Origin of the sequence: Neobacillus sp. NPDC093127 (assembly GCF_044754175.1) — a bacterium.
Classification (GTDB): Bacteria; Bacillota; Bacilli; order Bacillales; family Cytobacillaceae; genus Neobacillus.
The window spans coordinates 69,825-85,181 of record NZ_JBIVOP010000001.1 but is presented as its reverse complement, the minus strand read 5'-3'; the positions used below and the strand labels follow the sequence as shown (position 1 = coordinate 85,181).

Below are 15,357 nucleotides of genomic sequence, written 5' to 3'. Positions count from 1 at the left end.
GAGACTACAACATTCACGCACAAACAATTAGCCATAAATTGTTTTAATACTGCGTGGGATTTATTGGATAAAACTGAAAGGTCATCCGAAGAGACGGTAGAAATGATCAATCTAGCACATACCTCGTTTTGGCATTGGACAAAGGTTGTAGATCACACACCGCAAAATCTCTCGATTGGATATTGGCAATTATCAAGGGTTTATGCTGTTGCGGGGTTGGGGGAACGAGCATTATATTACGGAGATCGTTGTTTGGAAGTTAGCTTGGCAAACGAAATTGAACCATTCTATATTGGCTATGCCTATGAAGCACTATGTCGAGCAAATGCTCTATTAGAAAAAAATGATCTTGCAAAGGAACAATATAACTTCGCTATGGAATATGCACAACTGGTTAAGGTCGAAAGATCAAAAGAAAGTTTAATAAAAGATTTAGATTCGATTTGGGATAATCGATAAAACTCAGGTATTAAAATTAAAAATACTTTTACCCAGACGGAAAATTAAAGGAGAAGTCCTCATGAAGGCGATGGTATACGATAAGTACGGAACGAGAGATGTTCTTACTCTCAAAGAAGTAGAAATACCTACTCCACAGGATAATGAAGTATTGGTAAAGGTCCATGCTGTTTCCGTGAATTCTTGGGACTGGGACCTCCTAAGAGGTAAACCATTCCTGGCTCGAATGGGAGGTATGCTAAAACCAAAATACAAGATACTTGGAGCAGACATAGCAGGACGGGTTGAAGCGATTGGCAGAAATGTTAAACACCTTCAACAAGAAGACGAGGTATTCGGGGACATTTCTTGGTGTGGCTGGGGTGGATTTGCAGAGTATGTATGTATACATGAAGATGCCTTGTCCTTAAAACCAGCGAGTATGACATTTGAACAAGCAGCGGCAATTCCACAAGCTGCTGTTCTCGCCTTACAGGGACTTCGCAATAAAGGACAGCTTCAGGAGGGGCAAACGGTTTTAATTAATGGTGCCGGTGGTGGTGTGGGCACGTTTGCGTTGCAGATTGCCAAATTACATGGTGCTGAAGTAACTTGTGTGGACAGCACAGTTAAGTTGGATATGCTAAAGGCGCTGGGCGCAGACCATGTTATTGATTACACTCAAGAAGATTTCAGCCAACAGGGACTGTTTTATGATCTTATTCTTGATGTTGTAGGGACTCGGTCAATCTTCGATTACAAGCGTTCATTAAATCCAAAGGGTAAATATGTTATGGTTGGAGGCTCTTTATCTCTAATTTTCCAATTATTGTTCCTGGGACCCTTGATTTCTAAAACTGAAAGAAAGAATATGGCTATCCTAGTTCATAAACCAAACAAAAATGATCAAGATATTTTAAAAAATCTTTTTGTTTCAGGTAAACTAGTACCTGTTATTGATAGACAATATTCGTTAAGTCAGGTGGAAGAAGCTATTCGGTACCTTGGAGAAGGACACGCAAAGGGGAAGGTTGTTATCAGTGTGGAGTAGTGGGATAAATCCCACTACTCCTGATTATTATACTAGCAAGTTTGTATCAAACTCTTGGATTGACTTCCTATTTTCGTCATATCTTTCGCTGAACATTCCACCCGTAAATTTAGAAATCGTACTTCTCCAAAAAGCCTGTGCAGGATAGTTCTTTTCAATTTGGGTGACAAACCACTTACCCGGAAATAAGGTGAATATTTCATAGGCAGCCATTTTTCCATAGCCTTTACCGGCATATTTTCGAACAATAAAGAATTCAAGTATCGCGTTCGGCTCAATTTCTGTGGCACTTTCAACAAGGGCAAAACCAATCAGTTCGTCTTCCTTTTTAATGAAAAAGGGGTGCAGGTTCGGGCTGCTCCAGTAGTCTGTTAAATCAAACGGCTTGTATGACCCTTTCGATTCTAAAGCAATGGTTGGGATGAACTGGCTAAATTCATAAATATAAAATTGGATAAGGTTATGTAGGATATTCTCTTCTTCCTTTTATACTTTCACAAGATTAATCATATTATTCCCCAATCTACTAAAGTAGTATTTTACAAAATTTTGTCAGTTTCCTTTATTTTATCATTTATAGAAGGAGTTTGTTAACTGAAAAATAAAAAAACAATATTGAGAGGGATCCAAATTGGACGAGTCAAAATTTTATGCCTATTGTTTGCAGGGAGATGTACGGGCAGCTTATGAGTATCTATACTCAATTCCGAATAAAAGTAAAAAACATCAGCAGGTAGAATCTAAGTATTACCAACGTTTTTTTGGTAGAAAGCCAATATATCGTTTTAAAACGGATGATCCATGGATTAGAAAGGTTGTTTTGGCCTATTATCAATACTTTACTTCTGTATTGATGGGGCAAAATGTCAATGAAGCGGAAAATCAGCTAATTAAGTCGTTGGGAGTATTAATTTCTGATGGGAATTTAATTGATAATCTGGATTTGTTTGAAGAAAAACTGGAAGCAATTTTTGAGCAAAAGGGCTATCGCTTCTTGGGCGGTGTGACGTCTCCATTCAGAGGACCATATATTTGGAGGACAACAGATAAAAAGGAATTTAGGGTTGAATTACCTCATCAAACACAGGATGTTACTGTTTACTTTTTGAGGGATTTCATTATGCAAAGCTGGATTCATTTTGCAACATTCGGCGAAAAATTTGCCGGAGGCTGGGCGAAAGAAGACGGTCTTTATTATGTAGATGAACGACCTAAGAAAAAAAGGGTAACAATAGAAAGCAGCGAGTTTCAAGTGAGTTATTTAAAACATGAAGCGCAGCATCTAAGCGATTATGCACGATTCCCTAATCTGCCCGCAAAAGATTTGGAATACCGGGCCAAACTGGTTGAGCTAATTTATGAACCGAAAACGTTTAGATTACTAAAGAAATTTTTTTATGAAGCTAAGAATGATGCGAAATTCCCGCATCCATACTCATCCTATGTGCTCATGGCTAGATTGTCTCAATTAGCTATTGGAAAAGAAGTGATTCCGAGCCTCGATCAATGGAAGTCTGTGGATTCAGCAAGGATTCAAGATTGGGCTCGGACTTTATATGAAGAACATACAGGGGAGCTGGAAACAAGTGAAATCATTACGGTCGGAATCATTTGAAGAATAGCGATAGTAACAGATTGTCTAAAAATGTTCTCTTGAACAAATGTATTATTAGGGCTACAGTAGAATGGTAGATCGATTAAGAAGGTGACAATCTTGGAAAAACGATATTTTACGATTGGCATGGCGGGACATATTGACCATGGGAAAACCTCATTAACAAAAGCACTCACAAATATTGATACAGACCGTTTAAAAGAGGAAAAAGAGCGGCAAATCTCGATTGAACTCGGATTTGCACCATTATTTGAAGATGATGAAATCCAAATTTCCGTCATTGATGTTCCAGGACATGAACGCTTTATCAGGCAAATGATTGCCGGAGTTGCCGGAATTGACCTCGTTGTCCTTGTCGTCGCGGCGGATGAAGGCGTGATGCCGCAGACGAGAGAACATCTTGATATTTTAAAATTCTTAGGTGTGAAAAATGGTTTAGTGGCGATTTCGAAAATCGACAGGGTTGACCCGGAATTTATTGAGCTTGTCAAAGAAGATATTTTTGAAGAGCTATCAGGCACCGTGTTTGAGGATGCTCCATATGTGCTTGTCGATAGTTTATCAAATAAAGGAATCGACGAAATAAAAGAATTAATTATTAAAACATTAAAGGACCAAGAAATGCGGGATGTTAAAGGGGCATTCCGGCTGCCAATCGACCAAGTGTTTACTGTGAAAGGTCAAGGAACAGTTGTTCGTGGGACTGTGTATGAAGGTTCCGTTGAGGAAGGGCAAGCACTAAAAATCATGCCAAGAGGGCTCGAGGTGAGAGCGAGGCAGATTCAGGTGCACCATAAACCTTCGGTAAAGGCATATGCCGGTCAGCGGACTGCGATCAACCTTTCAAATGTTTCCAAGGAAGATTTGGAACGCGGCGATGTCCTCGTCTCTTCTGAGCATTTTATTGTAACAAAAACTTTAGATGTAGCCATTCGGATGGTTGAAGACCTTGAACATCTGGTGAAGCAAAGGATGCCGATCAAGCTTCATATCGGAACGGCAGAGGTAATGGGCAGGATTGTTTTCTTTGATCGTAATGAAATTAAGGAAGAAAATGGTGAGGTACTTTGTCAGCTTCGGCTTGAGGAGGAAATTCTCACGAAACGCGGGGACCGCTTTATTTTACGAAGGCCAAGCCCGCAAGAGACAATTGGCGGCGGCTGGGTAATTGATCCACGCGGAAATAAGTATCGGTTTGGAAATCAAACAATTGAGGAACTTGAAAAGAAAAAAGCAGGCACACCGAAAGAACGAATCACGGCTGCTTTAATAGAAGCGAAGAGTCTGCCTCTAAATGAGTTGATTAAGCGGACAGCATTGGATGAAGCAACCTTAACCGAACATTTAGGTGATGCCGAATTTGTTTTATACAATGGTAAAGAATATACACTTCAATTGCTCATCGATTCTTTGGAAGAAGATATGTTTGATCGGTTACAGGATTACCACCTTGTTCATTCAATGAAACCAGGTGTAAATAAGGCAGAGCTTTTACAAACAATGCAAAAAAGATTTCCTAAATCCCTGCTTGATTATGTCGTTGAAAATGGAATAACGAATAGTATTTTTAAACGAAAAGAACAATTTGTTTCCTTGTCAGGATTTATTCCTAATGTGCCGAAAAGCTGGACAAAGCGGACCGAAAACATGCTTGAAGAATTGAAGAGAGACGGCTTGAAGGTTCGCTATTTAAAGGAATATTTTTCAGGAGCAGGCATTCCTGAGAGTTTAGAGTTTGACCTAAAGAGATTTCTCGAAGACCAACAGCTGCTCGTGCAGTTAGATGATCAGTTTGCCTATCACGGGGAAGTGTTTGGCGAAGCAGTCGATAAACTGCGGAGTCAAACGGGAACAGAGTTCGAGGTCGGAGATGCAAAGGATGTACTTGGATTATCGCGAAAATACATGATTCCCTTTTTAGAGAGATTGGATGCTAAGGGATTTACGAAAAGAGTAGAGAACAAACGAGTTTGGAAAATGTAAAAAAGCCTCACTCCTAAAAATCGGGAGTGAAGGCTTTTTTCTTATGATAGGAATTCAGCAGGGTTCAGTCCAAGTTCCCGGCAAATGTCTGCTACCATTTGCTTTTCATTATTATCAAAATTTCCATCTGCGTAGCCGATTGCGATACAATAGCGGGCTACTAGCCGGGCAATTTCTGGCTTTGTTCTAATTTTTCCAAGGGCACGAAATGCCTCGGCACGACCCATCATGCGGTCATTCTCAATCCTTGCGACGAACAAGTTAAATTTTTGAATGACTTTATTGGTATCAAAAACTCGTAATTCCTCACTTTGATGAACAAATTCCATCATTTTTTGGCGTTCGGAAGCGTCTAAGTAACCATCCGCCATTGCCACTAGGGCGCATCCCGCAACGACTGCCTCGAGAACGTCCTGGCTTTTGTATCGATTGAACACATCTTGAGCTTTCCGCTTTTGATTATTTGCCCATTCCGCATAATCGGTTTGCGAAGGGGACCACGTGCTTCCACAGCTGTTACAAGTAAACTTAAGCTGGTTTTGTCCGATAAAACCGCCTAGCAGCCCAACAGGTCCGAGGATTAAACCGCCAATGGCCGCTTTGCCAAGACCAAATCCTTTTTTCCCTGTTCGTACATTCGAGGAATGGCAGCGCGGACAAATAATGTCGTCACCGCCATACGTCTGACGTGAGCCGGAAGTTGATGGAAAGGCCGACTGCGTCGGATACCCATAGGCAGGCTGCTGGTATGAATTTTGGACAGGCTCGTTTTGCTGGTAGGGACTATAGCTATTTTGATTCTGCTGGTAAGGGCTAACGTTATTTTGATTCTGCTGGTAATGGTTAAGATTGTTTTGCTGCTGATAAGAATTATTAGGTTGCTGGTAAGGATTACTTGCTTGATAGGCATTAGTATTCCTTGGACTCTGCTGGTAATTTGGCTGCTGGGATGGCGGAGCTGCCGGTGTGCTCACTGGCGGGTCGTCAACTGTAACGCCAAAGTTGCGGCAAAGTGCGGCTAATCCCCCTTGAAAGCCACTGGCAATTGCATTAAATTTCCATTCCCCGTTATGACGGTAAACTTCCGCAGCAACAATTGCTGTTTCAACGGTAAAATCTCTTCCAAGGTTAAATCTTAATAATTCTTCATTGGTTACATCATCAAAAATACGCACGTAGGAATCGGCTACTTGTCCGAAATTTTGCCGTTTCACCTGTGCATCGTGAATCGTAATCGTAAAGGCAATCCGATGGATGTGAGCAGGGACTTTGTCTAAATCAATTCTAATCTGTTCATCATCCCGAACACCCGTACCAATCCGGTTGTCGCCGCTATAAATTATGGAGCCATTTCCACCTGAAGGATTATTATAGAAAACAAAGTCCTGGTCGCTTTGTACCATTCCAGTTTGGCCTAATAAAAAGGCCGACGCGTCCAAATCAAAATTAGAACCTAAATGACTAACATTCCAGCCCAGCCCAACACCAACCTTTTTCAGGCCGGGGTGAGATTTGGTTAAATCAACTTTTTGCCCCTTGCTAAGCGAAACACCCACAAATTTCCACTCCTTATCGAATATTGTCCATATGTACATTATAATTCTATTTTTTGAAAAAGAGAAAAACTTCTAACCGAAAGACATTCGGAGAGTCCAATTTCATACATTTAAATATACGGGAATGAAGGCGAGAAGTTTCAAAAAATTACCCAAAAATAGTATGTAGGACCATTATCTCACTTAACATAGAATTTTATAAATAGTTTGAATAAAACGAAATGTTATTTTATAATAGTAAGATAAATTGAAATAAATAGGAGAAAGGAAATCGTCTATGAAACTATATATTTCTGTTGACATGGAAGGAATAACGGGTCTAGTTGATCATACCCACGTTGATTCCAATAAACTTAATTATGAACGAAGCAGGATCATCATGACAGATGAGGCTAATCATGTGGTCACTGCCGCTTTTGATGGAGGCTGTGAGGAAGTCGTTGTTAATGATAGCCACTCGAAAATGAACAACCTGTTAATTGAAAGGCTTCACGCGGATACACAGCTAATAACTGGTGATGTAAAACCCTTTTCAATGGTTCAAGGGTTAGATGGATCTTATGCGGGTGCCATGTTTGTTGGTTACCATGCCCGTGCATCCTTACCGGGAGTTATGTCCCATTCAATGATTTATGGTGTTCGCAATATGTACATAAATGATATTACCGTTGGTGAGTTAGGATTTAATGCCTTTGTCGCAGGTTATTTTGATGTACCAGTTATTATGGTCGCAGGGGATGATCGTGCGGCAAATGAGGCAGAGCAACTCATTCCAAGTATTACAACGGCCATTGTGAAAGAAACGATCTCTCGGTCAGCGGCAAAATCGTTAACTCCGGTAAAAGCTGGACAACTCCTCCGCGAAAAAACAGCCCTTGCGATAAAAAATATGGGAAAAGTGAAACCGCTTACTCCGCCGGACCGTCCATTATTAGGAATAGAGTTTGCCAATTACGGACAAGCAGAGTGGGCAAATTTAATGCCGGGAACAGAGATTATCCCTGGAACAACCACGGTTCGTTTTCAAGCCAAAAATATTTTGGAAGCGTACCAGGCCATGCTCGTAATGACTGAATTAGCGATGAGAACAACATTCTGTTAGAAAGGGGTCAAGCATGAAAGCTTACTTTTTTAAACGATTGATTGCCATGTTGATCACCTTATGGCTCATCATTACCGGGACATTTTTCTTAATGCATTCCGTGCCGGGTTCACCTTTTAATGAAGAGAGGACAACTAATGAGGCAATCCAAAAAAATCTTGAAGCCTATTATCAGCTCGATAAACCTTTAATCGTTCAATACGGGAATTATTTAAAGGCATTGGTCAAGTTTGACCTCGGACCTTCGATTAAAAAATCATCCCAGACAGTTAATGACATGTTGGGAAGAGGATTTCCGGTTTCGTTCGAACTAGGTATTTATACGCTGATTGTAGCGCTTATTTCAGGGCTTATTCTAGGTGTGGTCGCCGCACTAAGACATAATGGAATCATTGATTATCTGGCAATGAGTATTGCGGTACTTGGGATTTCGATTCCGAACTTTGTCATGGCAACCGTGTTAATTCAACAGTTGGCTGTTAATCTGCCAATCTTCCCAGTTGCCACCTGGTCCAGCCCCCAACATATGGTACTGCCGATATTGGCATTGGCAACAGGACCAATGGCGATTATCGCCCGCTTAACCCGAACAAGCATGCTTGAAGTTTTAACCCAGGATTACATAAAGACGGCAAAAGCGAAAGGACTTTCACCGGTCAAAATAGTCTTTAAGCATGCCCTCCGAAATGCACTTTTACCGGTGGTAACTGTACTAGGGTCATTAGCGGCAAGTATCTTAACCGGGACATTTGTTATTGAAAAAATATTTGCCATCCCTGGGATGGGAAAATATTTTGTGGATAGCATTAATAATCGTGATTATCCAGTCATAATGGGGACAACCGTTTTTTATAGTGCGATTTTGATCTTTATGCTTTTATTAGTCGATATTGCGTACGGGTTATTAGACCCGAGAATTAAGCTCCATAAAAAGGAGGCGAAATAAATGGAATTGCGTAAACAAGAAGCACAAAATATTTCGCCAGATGTTCCAAATGAATGGTTTGTTCCAAAAGTTCGAAACAAACAAGAGGCTGAAGCTGTTGTAAGGCCGAGCCTGTCGTACTGGCAGGATTCGTGGCACAGGCTTTTGAAAAACAAATTGGCAATGGCAGGACTTATCTTCTTACTCTTATTAGCGTTATTGGCTATTTTCGGACCGATTTTTTCAACCCATACGGTTGAGTCGCAAAAACTAACCGAGCAAAATTTACCGCCATCAAGCAAATATTGGTTTGGAACAGATGATCTCGGCCGCGATGTATTTATCCGCACCTGTTATGGGGCCCGTATCTCTTTATTTGTCGGCTTAATGGCTGCGCTCATTGATTTTATTATTGGTGTAGTATATGGAGGACTTTCCGGCTATAAAGGCGGCCGTACAGATAACCTAATGATGAGATTTATTGAGATATTATATGGACTTCCCTATTTACTTGTCGTCATTCTAGTAATGGTTGTCATTGGCCCAGGTCTAACCACTATTATTCTAGCACTCTCAATTACAGGATGGGTCGGGATGGCGCGGATTGTCCGTGGACAGGTCCTGCAAATTAAAAACTATGAATTTGTGCTTGCATCGAAAACATTTGGGACGAAAACAGCACGGATTATTCGGAAAAATCTATTGCCAAACACAATGGGACCGATTATCGTCCAAATGACGCTGACGATTCCATCTGCTATATTTGCCGAGGCGTTTTTGAGCTTTATTGGACTCGGTATTCAGGCGCCGCATGCCAGCTGGGGTGTAATGGCGAATGATGGTTTGTCTACGATTCTATCAGGTTACTGGTGGCGCTTGTTCTTCCCAACGATGTTTATATCGTTAACAATGTTTGCATTTAATGTATTAGGTGATGGGCTTCAGGACGCCCTGGATCCGAAGTTGAGGAGGTAACAGCATGGAAAAAGTTCTTCAGGTTAAAGACCTTCACGTTTCCTTTTCAACTTACGGCGGTGAAGTGAAAGCCGTTCGCGGGGTCAGTTTTGACCTCCATAAAGGGGAAACATTAGCGATTGTCGGGGAATCCGGCTGCGGAAAAAGTGTCACTTCACAAAGCATTATGAGACTTATTCCTGAACCCCCGGGTAAAATTCGCGGCGGAGAAATTATTTTCAAAAATATGGATTTAATCAAATTGAAAGAACCGGAGCTGCGGAAAATTCGCGGGGCCAATATTTCGATGATCTTCCAGGACCCAATGACGGCACTCAATCCGACGATTACCATTGGCGAGCAAATTATGGAAGGGATTATCCAGCATGAGAAACTAACGAGGGCTCAGGCGAAAAGAGTAGCGGTTGAGATGCTGACGCTTGTTGGGATTCCTAACCCGGAAATACGGCTAAAGCAGTATCCCCATCAGTTTAGCGGGGGAATGCGCCAGCGGATTGTGATTGCGATGGCGCTAGTGTGCCGGCCTGATGTATTAATTGCCGATGAACCGACAACTGCTCTTGATGTCACGATTCAAGCGCAAATTTTGGAGCTGTTTCGTGATATTCAAAAGAAGACAGGGGTTTCGATTATTTTAATTACCCATGATTTGGGAGTGGTCGCCCAGGTTGCTGACCGGGTTGCTGTCATGTATGCCGGCAGAATTGTTGAATTAGGCACAAGGCGGGAGATTTTTTATCAGCCGCAGCACCCATATACTAAGGGATTGCTTCAGTCTGTACCGCGCCTAGATGCGGAAAAGGGAGAGCTTGTTCCCATCCCTGGGACACCCCCCGATTTATTTTCACCGCCTGTAGGATGTGCCTTTGCGGCACGCTGTCCTTATGCAATGGAGGTTTGTGATAGGGTTTATCCGTTTAAAACGCATTTAAGCGAGCAGCACCAGGTTGATTGCTGGCTGCAGGACGAACGGGCAAAGAAATTGGTTCCAAGCTTTAAATAACATAATTAATTGAACGAGGGGGAAGAAGATGAAAAAACTTACTGTTTTGTTAGTCGCTGTGATGATGATGTTTGCTTTAGCCGCTTGTACAGCCAACAAGGACGCTGGCAGCGAAAAGAAAGATGATGGAAAAGGAAAGTCAGACGAAAAAAAGGTAGAAAAGGTTCTAAACTTGAATAATGGCCAAGAGCCAACATCGTTTGACCCGCCAATCGGCTTTGATGCTGTTTCATGGAATTCGTTAAACAATCTTATGGAAGGTCTTACGCGCTTAGACGAAACACATCAGCCAAAAGAGGCAACAGCTGAAAAATGGGATGTTTCCGCTGATGGCAAAACGTATACATTCCATATCCGTGACAATGCAAAATGGTCTAACGGCGATGACGTAACGGCCGATGACTTTGTCTTTGCCTGGAAGCGTTTGTTGGATCCGAATACAAGTTCACCGGCAGCCTTTTTAGCTTACTTTATTGAAGGCGGCGAGGCTTATAATACCGGAGCGGGTTCTGCAGATGATGTAAAGGTAAAAGCAGTGGATAAAAAGACCTTCGAAGTAACACTAATCAGCCCGCAAGCTTATTTCTTAAGTGTTATTTCTAATCCATGCTTCTTCCCGATAAATGAAAAAGTAGCCAAAGAAAATCCAAAATGGTTTGCCGAAGCCAACACATTTGTCGCAAATGGTCCATATAAATTAGCAGAATGGAACCATGATAGTGATTTTACTATGGTCAAGAATGATAAATATTGGGATACAAAAAATGTGAAAATCGATAAAGTTCATTGGGCAATGGTAGACGATCCAACAACTGAATACCAAATGTTTACAACAGGTGAGCTGGATACATCTGATGTCCCATCAGAGATGGCTGAAAAGCTGTTTAAAGATGGCGACGTAAAGGTTGAAGACCAAGCCGGAGAATATTTCTATCGTTTTAACGTCACAAAGGCACCTTTCCAAAATGAGAATATCCGTAAGGCATTCGCCCTTGCTGTTGACCAGAAGCAAATGGTTGAACTTGTAACGAAAAATCAAGAAAAGCCTGCATACGGCTTTGTCTCTTACGGATTTAAAGATCCTGAAGGTAATGACTTCCGTGAAAAGAGCGGTGACCTGATCAAAACAGATGTAACGAAAGCGAAAGATCTGTTGAAAAAAGGGATGGAAGAAGAAAAGTACACGAAGCTTCCAGAAGTAACTTTAACCTATAGCACTAGTGATCAGCATAAGAAAATTGCTGAGGCGCTGCAGCAAATGTTTAAAGAAAATTTAGGTGTGGACGTGAAGCTTGCCAATATGGAAAGCAGTGTGTTTGCAACCGATCAAAAAGCGTTAAAATTCCAGTTCTCACGGAGCTCGTTCCTTGCAGACTATGCGGATCCAATCAACTTCATCGAAAACTTTATTACTGGCTCGCCGATGAACCGTACAGGTTGGAGCAACAAAGAATTTGACCAATTGATTAAGGATGCGAAGCTTGAAAAAGATGAGAAGAAACGTTATGAAATGATGTATAAAGCCGAGAAAATTTTACTCGACGCGGCTCCAATTGTTCCAATTCACTTCTACAATCAAGTGTATTTACAAAATAAAAATGTAACAGGCATTGTCCGACATCCAGTTGGTTACTTAGAGTTAAAAGGCGCAGATAAAAAATAAAAAGAAAAGCGGAAGCGCTGGAGCTGGAAAAACTGGGAAAAGGGATGTTCGCTTGAACATCCCTTTTCTTAAAATCTGGAAGGGGGTTATTATGATGAAGGTTGTAAAGCCGAATCGCCTGCAAAAGGGTGATACTGTTGGAGTCATTGCACCAGCAAGCCCGCCAAACCTTGAAAATCTCGAAAGAGGGATTGAGTATTTACGAAACTTAGGGTTAATCGTCAAAAAAGGAAGAAGTGTTAATGAAACTTACGGCTTTTTAGCTGGTACTGATCAAGAAAGACTCGATGATCTCCATGAGATGTTTTTAGATAAAGAGGTAAAGGCAATCATATGTGCCTGCGGGGGATACGGAACTGGTCGAATTGCCGCTGAAATTGACTACGAAATCGTTAGAAAAAATCCGAAAATTTTTTGGGGATATAGTGATATTACTTTTTTACATACTGCTTTTCGACAAGAAACAGGGCTCGTTACCTTCCATGGCCCGATGCTGGCTTCTGATATTGGGAAGGAAGATACACACGCATTATCACTGGAGGGATTTTTGCAATTGTTCCATCCAGAAGCGTTGTCCTATACTGAGCAGCTCTCTCCATTAGAGGTGGTAGTTGCTGGTACAGCGAGCGGTCCGCTCATAGGCGGCAACCTGTCACTGTTAGTAAGTACACTCGGCACAAAATTTGAAATAGATACAAAAGGAAAACTGTTGTTTATTGAAGATATCAATGAAGAGCCGCGTTCAGTAGACCGGATGCTTAATCAGCTTTATATGGCTGGGAAGCTAGATGATGCAAGCGGGATTTTGGTAGGAGACTTTTGTGATTGTACATCAAAAAGGGATCAATCATTAACACTTGATGAGGTAATCAATCATTATCTCGAGCGTGCAAACAAGCCTGCTTTAAAGGGATTCCAAATCGGTCACTGTAATCCGCATATTTCTATACCACTAGGCGTGAATGCGACAATGAATACGATGGAAAAAACGCTGATTGTGGAAAGCGGCATTTTGTAAAGGAGTGATAAATAAAATGAAGATTGAGAGAATTGAAACATTCCGAGGCGCGGTCCCGCTTATTAAACCATTCAAAACAGCACTAAGAACCGTTACAACGGCAGAGGCTATTTTTGTGAAAATAAGCTGTGATAATGGCATTGTTGGCTGGGGGGAGGCACCTCCTACCGTTGTGATTACCGGAGACAGCCTCTTAAGCATCGAATCGGCTATCAACCATGTCATAAAACCATTTTTAGAAAAGAAAAGTCTATTAAACTATGAATTACTATTTCAGGGATTGAAGACGATTTTGGTAGGGAATCCGAGTGCAAAGGCAGCCGTCGATATGGCTCTTTATGACTGCTTAGCCCAATATTGCAAGCTGCCGCTTTATCAATTCCTTGGCGGGCATAAGCAGGAATTGGAGACGGATTTCACCGTTAGTGTCAATGGGCCTGAAGAAATGGGCGACGACGCCGTTTCTTATATCCAACAAGGTTTCAATGTATTGAAAGTGAAGGTGGGCAAGGATGATATTGACACCGATTTCGAACGCATCCGCGAAGTGAGGAACCGGGTTGGGAACGAAATCAAAATCCGCCTCGATGCGAATCAAGGCTGGACTGCAAAGGATGCCATCCGGGCCATTCGCAAAATGGAGGACAGCGGCTTAATGATTGAATTGGTCGAACAGCCTGTTAAAGCAGATGATATCGAAGGTCTAAAACAAGTAACGGACCATGTCGATACGCTGATTATGGCGGATGAAAGTGTGTTTACACCAAAACAGGCCTTTCAAGTATTGAAAACAAGAAGTGCTGATTTAATAAATATCAAGCTGATGAAAGCGGGAGGGATTTATCAGGCGCAGATTATTAACCAGCTTGCCGAAACATGCGGTGTCGAGTGCATGGTCGGCAGTATGATTGAAACTCGTCTTGGGATTTCTGCTGCCGCTCATTTTGCCGCAAGTAAGCAAAATATAACGCGCTATGATTTTGATGCCCCGCTGATGCTGGCGAAGGAAATTGTTGATGGGGGAATCCAATACAATGGGCGACTGATCACAATGCCAAGCGAGCCAGGTCTAGGGATTAAAGGGGTTATTTTTGAAGGGGGAGTTTCTGTTGGATAAATGGCTTGTTACTGTTCCGGTTGCTACGGTCTGGACGTCTGCTGATTCGCCCCGGGAAATTGATTGGGATGCGGTCACAAACCCAGTGGATTTAAAAGCATGGTTATCCGGCTTAACATACGAAACACGGATAGGTTTATGCGAAGACAACCTTGTTCAAACGCAGCTTTTATACGGTCAAGAGGTTTTGCTGGTAGACGAAAAAGAGGAGTGGGCTCAAATCATTATACCGGATCAGCCTTCATCAAAAAATGAGAGCGGCTATCCTGGCTGGGTTCCGAAATGTCAATTAATGAAATGTCATGAGGACTGGACTCTAGATAACGGACCTGTGGTAGTTGTAAACAGACCGAAGGCTATTCTTTCGAAAGAAGGCGGTACTTTGGAAGTATCGTTTCAAACGACGCTGCCGCTTATGAAAGAAGAGAATTCGCAGGTACTAGTCAAAACTCCGGATGGGATTGGTGCATTAGGCTGGGAAAATATTGTTGTCTTTGAATCCTTAGCAGCACGTTACAAAGGGACAGGAAGCGATATTGTTTCCGCTGGAGAACAATTCCTTGGCCTGCCCTACCTTTGGGGAGGGATGAGCAGTTATGGCTATGATTGCTCTGGTTTCAGCTATTCCATGTGTAAGGCAAATGGCTATGTCATACCACGTGATGCTCATGATCAAGCAAGTGCAGGAAAACCAGTTGCCACAACAGATATAAAACCTGGAGATTTATTGTTCTTTGCCTATGAAGAAGGGAAAGGGAGTATCCATCACGTCGGAATTTATTACGGTGACGGGAAACTGCTTCACGCTCCGAACACCGGCAAAACGGTTGAAATTATTCCGCTTTCGGGAACCATTTACGAGCAGGAACTTTGTGCAGCACGGCGTTACTGGAATGATACGGAGGCCTAAT

Annotated in this window: 14 protein-coding genes; 12 read left to right on the top strand and 2 right to left on the bottom strand. The window is 42.0% G+C overall.

The genetic code is table 11. The annotated features are described in order from the left end of the window. Window positions 1-102: 102 nt before the first annotated feature. The gene (locus tag ACIQCO_RS00395) at window positions 103-459 is read left to right on the top strand and encodes a hypothetical protein (protein ID WP_400424430.1); all 357 of its coding nucleotides are present in this window, start codon (window positions 103-105) and stop codon (window positions 457-459) included. Between the two features lie 61 nt (window positions 460-520). Next, window positions 521-1,489: an NAD(P)-dependent alcohol dehydrogenase gene (locus ACIQCO_RS00390; protein WP_400424427.1), complete on the top strand. Its 969-nt coding sequence runs from the start codon at window positions 521-523 to the stop codon at window positions 1,487-1,489. A gap of 27 nt (window positions 1,490-1,516) precedes the next feature. Here ACIQCO_RS00390 and ACIQCO_RS00385 read toward each other — a convergent pair whose 3' ends face one another. Then, the gene (locus tag ACIQCO_RS00385; protein ID WP_400425878.1) at window positions 1,517-1,903 is read right to left on the bottom strand and encodes a GNAT family N-acetyltransferase; all 387 of its coding nucleotides are present in this window, start codon (window positions 1,901-1,903) and stop codon (window positions 1,517-1,519) included. A 217-nt stretch (window positions 1,904-2,120) separates the two neighbouring features. Here ACIQCO_RS00385 and ACIQCO_RS00380 point away from each other — a divergent pair, with 217 nt between their 5' ends. Next, entirely contained in the window at window positions 2,121-3,104 is a 984-nt protein-coding gene (locus ACIQCO_RS00380) for a hypothetical protein (protein WP_400424425.1), read from the top strand. Window positions 3,105-3,203: 99 nt separating this feature from the next. Next, window positions 3,204-5,087 carry a selenocysteine-specific translation elongation factor gene (selB, locus tag ACIQCO_RS00375; protein WP_400424423.1) on the top strand — a complete coding sequence of 628 codons (1,884 nt, stop codon included), beginning with the start codon at window positions 3,204-3,206 and terminating at the stop codon, window positions 5,085-5,087. A gap of 41 nt (window positions 5,088-5,128) precedes the next feature. Here the strand turns inward: selB and ACIQCO_RS00370 are convergent, their stop codons facing one another. Next, complete coding sequence (locus ACIQCO_RS00370) at window positions 5,129-6,643, bottom strand: TerD family protein (RefSeq protein WP_400424420.1); 1,515 nt, start codon at window positions 6,641-6,643, stop codon at window positions 5,129-5,131. Window positions 6,644-6,920: 277 nt separating this feature from the next. Here ACIQCO_RS00370 and ACIQCO_RS00365 point away from each other — a divergent pair, with 277 nt between their 5' ends. The 8 genes from ACIQCO_RS00365 to ACIQCO_RS00330 all read left to right on the top strand — a co-directional run bounded on the left by ACIQCO_RS00365 (window position 6,921) and on the right by ACIQCO_RS00330 (window position 15,356). After that, window positions 6,921-7,745, top strand: coding sequence for a M55 family metallopeptidase (locus ACIQCO_RS00365; RefSeq protein ID WP_400424417.1), 825 nt, complete (start codon window positions 6,921-6,923; stop codon window positions 7,743-7,745). Between the two features lie 13 nt (window positions 7,746-7,758). Further along, a complete protein-coding gene (locus ACIQCO_RS00360; protein WP_400424414.1) occupies window positions 7,759-8,691 on the top strand; it encodes an ABC transporter permease in 933 nt (310 codons plus the stop codon). Further along, a complete protein-coding gene (locus ACIQCO_RS00355; RefSeq protein WP_400424411.1) occupies window positions 8,692-9,645 on the top strand; it encodes an ABC transporter permease in 954 nt (317 codons plus the stop codon). Between the two features lie 4 nt (window positions 9,646-9,649). Next, on the top strand, window positions 9,650-10,648 hold the full coding sequence (locus ACIQCO_RS00350) for an ABC transporter ATP-binding protein (RefSeq protein WP_400424408.1): 999 nt from the start codon (window positions 9,650-9,652) through the stop codon (window positions 10,646-10,648). Between the two features lie 28 nt (window positions 10,649-10,676). Beyond that, window positions 10,677-12,311 (top strand): peptide ABC transporter substrate-binding protein, encoded by a 1,635-nt coding sequence (locus ACIQCO_RS00345; RefSeq protein ID WP_400424406.1) that lies wholly within the window; start codon window positions 10,677-10,679, stop codon window positions 12,309-12,311. 94 nt (window positions 12,312-12,405) lie between these two features. Next, window positions 12,406-13,329, top strand: coding sequence for a S66 peptidase family protein (locus ACIQCO_RS00340; RefSeq protein WP_400424403.1), 924 nt, complete (start codon window positions 12,406-12,408; stop codon window positions 13,327-13,329). Between the two features lie 16 nt (window positions 13,330-13,345). Next, window positions 13,346-14,446: a dipeptide epimerase gene (locus ACIQCO_RS00335; protein WP_400424401.1), complete on the top strand. Its 1,101-nt coding sequence runs from the start codon at window positions 13,346-13,348 to the stop codon at window positions 14,444-14,446. After that, window positions 14,439-15,356 (top strand): C40 family peptidase, encoded by a 918-nt coding sequence (locus ACIQCO_RS00330; protein ID WP_400424398.1) that lies wholly within the window; start codon window positions 14,439-14,441, stop codon window positions 15,354-15,356. Before ACIQCO_RS00335 ends, ACIQCO_RS00330 begins: the two co-directional genes overlap by 8 nt. The last annotated feature ends 1 nt before the right edge of the window (window position 15,357 follow it).